General features: G+C 71.0%; 7 protein-coding genes. 4 read left to right on the top strand and 3 right to left on the bottom strand.

What is annotated here, in order from left to right; all coding sequences use genetic code 11:
• Both AOK24_RS17305 and AOK24_RS17300 read left to right on the top strand, forming a co-directional pair.
• Window positions 1-717: acetate--CoA ligase family protein (locus tag AOK24_RS17305; protein ID WP_206191216.1), on the top strand; the 717-nt coding region annotated here is incomplete at its 5' end.
• Window positions 708-1,610 carry an enoyl-CoA hydratase/isomerase family protein gene (locus AOK24_RS17300; protein ID WP_055720975.1) on the top strand — a complete coding sequence of 301 codons (903 nt, stop codon included), beginning with the start codon at window positions 708-710 and terminating at the stop codon, window positions 1,608-1,610. The genes AOK24_RS17305 and AOK24_RS17300, both read left to right, overlap by 10 nt.
• 30 nt (window positions 1,611-1,640) lie before the next feature.
• Here the strand turns inward: AOK24_RS17300 and AOK24_RS17295 are convergent, their stop codons facing one another.
• Window positions 1,641-2,555, bottom strand: a complete 915-nt coding sequence (locus AOK24_RS17295) for a hypothetical protein (RefSeq protein ID WP_063799467.1) — start codon at window positions 2,553-2,555, stop codon at window positions 1,641-1,643.
• A 107-nt stretch (window positions 2,556-2,662) separates the two neighbouring features.
• Between AOK24_RS17295 and AOK24_RS17290 the strand changes: the two genes are divergently transcribed.
• Entirely contained in the window at window positions 2,663-3,271 is a 609-nt protein-coding gene (locus AOK24_RS17290) for a flavin reductase family protein (RefSeq protein WP_055720973.1), read from the top strand.
• A gap of 118 nt (window positions 3,272-3,389) precedes the next feature.
• Here the strand turns inward: AOK24_RS17290 and pglX are convergent, their stop codons facing one another.
• Complete coding sequence (pglX, locus tag AOK24_RS17285; protein ID WP_107103982.1) at window positions 3,390-5,108, bottom strand: BREX-2 system adenine-specific DNA-methyltransferase PglX; 1,719 nt, start codon at window positions 5,106-5,108, stop codon at window positions 3,390-3,392.
• A gap of 42 nt (window positions 5,109-5,150) precedes the next feature.
• Between pglX and AOK24_RS17275 the strand changes: the two genes are divergently transcribed.
• Window positions 5,151-6,665 (top strand): ATP-binding protein, encoded by a 1,515-nt coding sequence (locus AOK24_RS17275; protein WP_055720970.1) that lies wholly within the window; start codon window positions 5,151-5,153, stop codon window positions 6,663-6,665.
• Between the two features lie 19 nt (window positions 6,666-6,684).
• Here the strand turns inward: AOK24_RS17275 and AOK24_RS17270 are convergent, their stop codons facing one another.
• Window positions 6,685-7,926: an MFS transporter gene (locus AOK24_RS17270; protein WP_063799466.1), complete on the bottom strand. Its 1,242-nt coding sequence runs from the start codon at window positions 7,924-7,926 to the stop codon at window positions 6,685-6,687.
• Between the last annotated feature and the right edge of the window lie 66 nt (window positions 7,927-7,992).

Below are 7,992 nucleotides of genomic sequence, written 5' to 3'. Positions count from 1 at the left end.
TTCGACCAGGCCCCCCGCACCCCCTCGCCCTCCTTCCGCAAGGCCCGCGAACTCATGCGCCCCGGACAGCAGTTGAGCGAGCACGCGGCCAAGCAACTGCTGCGCGCGTACGGAATCCGGGTGCCGCGCGAGCAGTTGGTGACCAGCGCGGCGGGCGCCGTACGGGCGGCGAGCCTCGTCGGCTACCCGGTCGTGATGAAGGCGTCCGGCGCGGACATCGCCCACAAGACGGAACTCGGCCTGGTGAAGATCGGCCTCACCTCGGCCAGCCAAGTCCGGGACGCCTACCGCGAGTTGACGGACATAGCCCGGTACGAGGACGTCGCGCTGGACGGCGTCCTGGTCTGCCAGATGGTCGCGCAGGGCGTGGAGATGGTCGTCGGCGTCAGTCATGACGCGCTGTTCGGGCCGACGGTGACGGTCGGGCTCGGCGGGGTCCTGGTCGAGGTCCTGCACGACACCGCCGTGCGCGTACCGCCCTTCGGAGAGACACAGGCGCGGGACATGCTGACGGATCTGCGGGGACGGGCGCTGCTGGACGGCGTACGGGGGAGGCCGCCGGCGGACCTGGACGCGCTGGTCGAGGTGATCCTGCGGGTGCAGCGGATGTCGCTCGAACTCGTCGACGACATCGCGGAGTTGGACATCAACCCGCTGATCGTGCTGCCCCGGGGCCAGGGGGCGGTGGCGCTGGACGCGCTGGCGGTGTGCCGGTGAGCACGCCCAGGTCGGACGGGCCCGGCACCGACGCCACGTCCAGAACGGTCGCTTCACCCGAGGCTCAGGCCGCCTCCAGCACCTCCCCTGAAACCGGCGCCGCCCCCGAAGCCCCCCTCCTCCACTCCACCGACGACCACGGCACCACCCGCCTCACCCTCAACCGACCCGAGTCCCTCAACGCCCTGACGCCGTCCCAACGGGACGCGATCATCGGCCAGTTGGCGGACGCCTCCGCCGACCCCGCCGTACGCGTCGTCGTCCTGACCGGCACCGGTCGCGGCTTCTGCGCGGGTGCCGACCTGCGGGGCGGCCCCGTGAGAGAGGTGCTGCCCGGGGACGTGTCGCGGACGCTGCGGCTCGGTGCGCAGCGGCTCGTCGCCGCCGTACTCGACTGCGAGAAGCCCGTGATCGCGGCGGTGAACGGGACGGCTGCGGGGCTGGGGGCGCATCTCGCCTTCGCCTGCGATCTCGTGCTCGCCGCCGAATCGGCCCGTTTCATCGAGGTGTTCGTGCGTCGGGGGCTCGTTCCCGACGCGGGCGGCGCCTATCTGCTGCCCCGGCTGATCGGGCCGCATCGCGCCAAGGAGCTGATGTTCTTCGGGGATTCGCTGTCGGCGCCGGAGGCCGAGCGGCTCGGTCTGGTCAACAGGGTTGTCCCGGACGGGGAGTTGGCGAAGACGGCACAGGAGTGGGCGGCCCGGCTTGCCACCGCACCCACCCGCTCCCTCGCCCTCACCAAGCAACTCGTCAACGCCTCCCTCGACTCCGACCGGGCCACCGCGTTCGCCGCCGAGGCCGCCGCGCAGGAGATCAACATGACGACGGCGGACGCGAGGGAGGGCCTGCGGGCGTTCGTCGAGCGCAGGGCCCCTGAATTCAGGGGGCGTTGACCCCGGAAGGCGTCCCGTCAGACGGGCCCCTCAGACGGGCCTGAGGATACGCAGCTCGCCCGCGTCAGGATCCCCGAACAGCACGAACAACTCCGGCGAGTCCTCCGTACCGCCGACGACCCAGTACGTCTCCGCCCCGCACCCCTCAAGGCGTACGACCGCACCATCGCGTTCCTCGGTCCCCTCGCCGGCGAACCCGTCGTAGCGGCCCTCGGTGTCGAGGAACCACGTGCCGGTCGCGTCGCAGACGTCGTAGACCTTGTCGGCGGACCAGTCCCCGTCGGGCCGCTGGGCGGGCAGGGCGTTCGCCTCGGCGTGGCCTCCTGGGCGCAGGGTCAGTTCCGCGCCGTCCGGGCCGCGCCAGACGCCGGTGAGGCGGTCGGCGGAGAGCCGGGGTGGCTCGTACTCCGGTACTAGACCTGCCGTATCAGCCGCGAGCATCCCCACGAGTACTACGCCGAACAGGGCCACCGAGGCGGGGACCGAGCGCCACCACACGCCTCCGGCCGACCACGGGTAGCTCCTGCGGCGTAGTACCAGGACCGCGAGCATCGGGAGGACGCCCAGCGCGGTCAAGGCGGCGGCGGTCGGCAGGAGAGGAGCGCCCAGGGTGAGGGTCGCGAGCACCGCCCACAGCGCGCTCACGAGCGCCGTAGCTCCCAGGTAGTACGACCACCCACCCTTGAGGGCCGCGAGCGTTCCGGCGGGGCGGGTGAGCAGGGCCGTCTGGAGCATGCCGGTGACCGGTACCCACAGCGGGGCGAACAGGAGGACACAGGCCCAGCCGAGGCTGGGCGGCGGGATGCCGTAGTCGTCCTGGCCCGAGGACAGGGCCAGCCAGACGACCAGGGCGGCCGGTATCTGTGCCGCCGCCGTCGCCGCGGCCACATGTGTGTCGGCAGGCGTCCAGCTCAGCCGGACCGCCTGGAAGGTCCCCCGCCTCATGAGGGGGAGCGTATGCGGGGGCGCGCACAGAAGGGTTCACCACCCCTGCAAAGAAGGGTTCACCACCCCTTCCGACCTGACGCTCCGTCAGCTTCAATGGGAGGGTGATGGGACACGCAGGCGCTGCGGCTGCCGCAGTCCGCTATCTGAGGGCCCTGCCGGGCGGCGGGGCGGCCGAGGGGCCGCCGGGGCCGCGCCCGGAGCTGCGGTGTGTGCGGGACGGCGAGGGCGCGCCGGTCGACCAGGCGGTTTTCCGGCAGGTGCTCGGGAACTTCGCGAGCGGGGTGACCGTTGTCACGGCACCGGCACCCGCGGAAACGGAAGGAGCGTCCCCCGCCGGGTTCGCCTGCCAGTCCTTCGCCTCCCTCTCCCTCGACCCACCCCTCGTCGTGTTCATGGTCGCCCGCACGTCCACGACCTGGCCCCGTATCGCCCGCGCCGGCGTCTTCTGCGTCAACGTCCTCGCGGACGACCAGTCCGACCTGTGCCGCGCCTTCGCCCGCAGCGGCACGGACAAGTTCGCCGGAGTGCCGTACGACACGTCCCCCGCCAGCGGGTCCCCCCGCCTCGCCGGCGCGCTCGCGTGGGTGGACTGCACGATCCACGCGGTCCACACGGGCGGCGACCACCTCATCGTCGTAGGGCGGGTGGACGCGCTGGGGACGACGGACGGCGAACGGGGACCGCTGCTGTTCCACCGGGGGCGGTTCGTCTGACCGGTCACGCGTCGCGGCGTGGTCTGCCTCTTCGCGGAGCCGGTGGCCGCCAGTCGTACACATCCTGTTCCGACAGGCCGAGGCGACTGACATGGTCCCGGAAAGCGTGCCGGAGAACTCACGGGTCTGTGGTCCGGTCCTCTTCGTTCTCGGACTCGGTGGTCCACGGCAATAGTTCCGCCAGCACGCTGAGCAGGGGAAGAGCCTGTTCAGGCCGGTCCGTAGAGGTCTCGGTCTCCAGCAGGTCCAGCACGGCCGAAGCCCGTTCGCGGCTGCTCCAGCCCGCCCAACCGAGCACCGTCGAGGACGAGAGGGGACCGGTGGCCGAGGGGAACGACACGAAACGCTCCTTCGGAACGTCGAATTTGCCGCGTAGGCGCCAGTAGGACGGCCGGAGGAAATCAGCCAGCAGGTAACGCGGCGGGACGGTGTCAGACGAGTTGGTGTCGGACGTGCCGGTGTCAGCGAGTCCTTGTGCGTCAGCCCTGCGTTGCGCCTTCCACAGCTCCTCCCATCGCGACCTCTTGGCGAGACCCGCCGCTCTGTACCGAAGCGGCCCCGCCTGGGGGACGTGCTCGTCGGCCAGCAGCTTCACGAGCAGCTCGGTCATGGTGGACGTCGGTGAGTGGAGGGCTGCCAGCTGCGTGAAGTCCTCGTCCTGCGACAGGAGTTCGGAGACCTGCCCGACGGACCGGGCAACCGGGTGGCCGCCTCTTGAGGATGTCTCGTACCACAGCCGAGAAGCCTCGCAGAGGCCGAGCAGACGATCCCGAAGAATCCCGTGCACCAGGGCGTCCCAGCCCTCTCTCGCCCAGCGCCGCTTGTGCTCAGGCCGCTCCAGCAGCGCCAGCAGCGGATTCTCCTCGATGGCCGCCACCCGGCGCTCCACCAGGTTCCGGTAGTCCGAGGGCCAGTGGTCCGGGATCTCGGTCATCGGGAGGGAATCGTGCCGGTCGAACCAGGTGGTCTCCGTCGCCCCCGCCGCGACCCTCCTGGCCAGCACGATCTCGAAGGACCGCTCCCCCAGGGTGAGGTCGGGTACGTCCGCCACGGAGGTCAGCTCTCCGTCGTCGGCGACCAGCCCGTATCGGACGTAGGTGTTCCAGTCGAGCTCTTCCTGAACCGCGATCATGCGCGACCTCACGTGGTGCCACCGGTTGCGGGACGCCGCGAGGAAACCTGCCGTGAGCCTGGTTCCCGGATCCGCGATCTCGGCCAGGACGCTCCGCGCCTCCGCCGCCAGACGGTCCAGCAGCCGCGCCTCCTCGGGCGACAGCGTGCGGGGAAGCGGCAGGTCCAGCAGCCTGGTCGAGGTGAACTCGTAGATCCTCTCCCAAACCTCACCGCCACGAAGCTGGTCGGCTCGTGGCTGCCCCTTGCTCTGGCTCATCTGCTTGAGCCAGAAACACACGGCCGAACTGTTGAGCACACCGAGGAGTTCGAAGTGGGAATCCTCGGTGGCATCCGGCTCCAGCCGGATCTCCGGCGCGGAGTTGAGCGGTACGGCGCCGTCCCGCAGCAGGCTGAAGTGGGCGTGCGTGGCCACCCAGGGGAAAACGATCGACCGGTCACGCGCCCCCACGTCGCGATGCCGGAGATCCGGTCGTCCAGCCACGACTGGCAGGTGTACGCCGTCATGCGGTGGACGAAGGCGGACTCGTACTCCGCACGCAGCCCCTCCGTCGCGGGCTCGTCCTCGGCCTGGGCCACCAGTCCTCAGCAACCTCCCGGACCCCGCATCTTCGGCGCCCTGAGCGCCGCTGGGGTCACATTCCTCAGCGTGGCCGGCCTGGGAATCACCATCGCCATGTGCCTGAGCCAACGAAGCTAGGATCATACTTCTAAGGCATACACCTCTAATGAAATCCACGGAGTGACTGTGTCACCGTCAAGGCCGCCCAAGCCGTCACGCGTCTTCGACCGAGCCCGCGAATGGGACGCCCTCACCTCGTTCGCGAGCAGTCCGCTGCCGTACGCCTCGCTCGGAGTCGTCAGCGGAAGGCGGCGTATGGGCAAGACGTACCTGCTGCGGGCGCTCGTCGAGCAGTACGGCGGCTTCTACTTCGCGGCCACCGACGCGACCGAGGCGGAATCGCTGCGCCAGTTCAGCACCGCGCTGGCCGAGCACGCCGGTTCCCCGGTGCCGTTCTCCTTCGCCACCTGGGACGACGCCATGTCGTACCTCTTCGGGCTCGCGGCACCCGGGGGACGGCACGGCGACGGCCCCGCCCTCGTGGTCATCGACGAGTTCCCCTATCTGGTGAAGGCGGCGCCGGAGCTCCCCTCTCTCGTCCAGCGGCTGATCGACCGCTTCCAGGGTGAGGAGAGCCGTATGCGGCTGCTGCTGTGCGGCTCGGCGATGTCCGTGATGGGAGGGCTCCTGGCCAGCAACGCGCCGCTGCGAGGCCGGGCTCAGCTCGAACTCGTCGTACGGCCCTTCGGGTACCGGGCGGCGGCGGACTTCTGGGGCGTCGCGACGCAACCGGACCTCGCCGTCCGGCTGCACGCGGTTCTCGGCGGTACGCCTGCCTATCGTCGGCAGTTCCTGGCCGACGACGTCCCCTCAGGTCCGAGCGACTTCGACGACTGGCTCTGCCGTACCGTCCTGTCGCCGTTCAGCCCGCTCTTCCGGGAAGCCCGGTATCTCCTCGCCGAGGAGGCCGAGATCCGTGACACCGCCCTGTATCACTCGGTGCTCGCCGCCGTCGCCCAGGGCAACGCGACGCGCGGCGGCATCGCGGGCTACATCGGCCGCAAGTCCGTGGACATCTCCCATCCGCTCAACGTCCTGGAGGACAGTCACCTCCTGGCGCGGGAGGCCGACGTCTTCCGGGCCGGCAAGTCGCGGTACCGCGTCACCGAACCCCTGATCAATTTCTACGAGGCCGTCATGCGCCCCGCCTGGGCCCGGCTGGAGAGCGGTCAGGCGGCGGACGTGTGGGCGCGGTCCGGCGAACGCTTCGCGGCGCAGGTGGTCGGGCCGCACTTCGAGGCGATGTGCCGCGAGTACGTGCTGGGTCCCGGGCAGTCGCTGCTCGGGACGGCCCTCGGAGAAGTGGGGTGCGGCATCGTCGCCGATCCCAGGGAACGCCGTCAGATCGAGATCGACGTGGCCGTCGTCGAGCAGGGGACCGGCGCGAGCCGTCCGTCGGTCGCCCTGCTCGGCGAGGTGAAGTGGGGCACTGTCATGGGCCGCTCTCACCTCGACCGGCTGAGCCGCGCGAAGGAACTGCTCACCGCACGCGGTACGGATACGTCGCACTGCGGGCTGGCGTGCTTCAGCGCGGCGGGTTTCACCGACTCGCTGCGCGCGGAGGCGTCCCGAGGAGGGATCCTGCTGGTCGGACTCGACGAGTTGTACGGACGGGCCACGCCGACCGGCTTCCTGATCTAGCGCCGTCCGGTCCGCCGGATCACACCGCCGCAAGCACCCCCACCCCCCGCCGCCGTATCAGCAGCGCCATCAGCGCCGCCGCCGCGCACAGCGCGCCCGACGCGTACCAGACCACGTTGTACGAGCCGAAGGCGTCCCGGGCGACGCCGCCGAGGAAGGCGACGAGGGCCGCGCCGACCTGGTGGGACGCGAGGACCCAGCCGAAGACGATCGCCGAGTCGTCGCCGTACTGCTCGCGGCACAGGGCGAGGGTGGGCGGGACGGTGGCGACCCAGTCGAGGCCGTAGAAGACGATGAAGAGGATCATCGGCGGGTGGACGGTCGCCGCGAGCAGCATCGGCAGGAAGAGGAGCGAGACGCCGCGCAGCGCGTAGTAGACGGCGAGGAGGCGGCGCGCGTCGAAGCGGTCGGTGAACCAGCCGGAGGCGATCGTGCCGACGACGTCGAAGACGCCGATCACCGCGAGGAGCGAGGCGGCGGCCGTGACGGGCATGTGGTGGTCGTGCGCGGCGGGCACGAAGTGGGTCTGGATCAGGCCGTTGGTGGACGCGCCGCAGATCGCGAAGCTGCCCGCGAGCAGCCAGAACGGGCCGGTGCGCGCCGCCTCGAACAGGACGGTCAGCGCGCGCCGCGCGGCGCCCGTGACGGGCGGCGGCTTCTCGACGTACTCCTTCGCGCCGTACGGCGCCGCGCCGACGTCCGCCGGGTGGTCGCGCAGCAGCAGCCAGACGAAGGGGACGACGGTCAGCGCGGCGAGCGCGACGGTCACCGCGGCCGGGCGCCAGTCGTAGCGGGTCACCATCCAGGACAGCAGCGGCAGGAAGATCAGCTGGCCCGACGCGGACGCGGCGGTGAGGATGCCGCTGACCAGGCCCCGGCGCTCGGTGAACCACCGGTTGGTGACGGTCGCCGCGAACGCCAGCGCCATCGAGCCGGAGCCGAGGCCGACCAACAGGCCCCAGTACAGCATCAGTTGCCAGGCCGCCGTCATCCATACGGTGAGTCCGGAGCCGATCGCTATCACCGTCAGCGCGATCGCGACGACCCTGCGGATGCCGAAGCGGTCCATCAGCGCCGCCGCGAACGGCGCGGTCAGGCCGTACAGCGCGAGGTTGACGGAGACGGCCGCGCTGATCGTCCCGCGCGACCAGCCGAACTCGTCGTGCAGGGGGTCGATCAGCAGACCCGGCAGCGACCGGAAGGCCGCCGCGCCGATGATCGTGACGAAGGTGACGGCGGCCACGAACCACGCGCGATGCACTCGCCGCTTCCCACGCGGCGCGCGGGGCTGCGCGGTCGCGGAGGGGTCGGGGGCGGAGGGTCCGGA

Source organism: Streptomyces niveiscabiei (genome assembly GCF_001419795.1).
Taxonomy (GTDB): domain Bacteria; phylum Actinomycetota; class Actinomycetes; order Streptomycetales; family Streptomycetaceae; genus Streptomyces; species Streptomyces niveiscabiei.
This window is presented reverse-complemented; position numbering and strand designations above follow the sequence as displayed.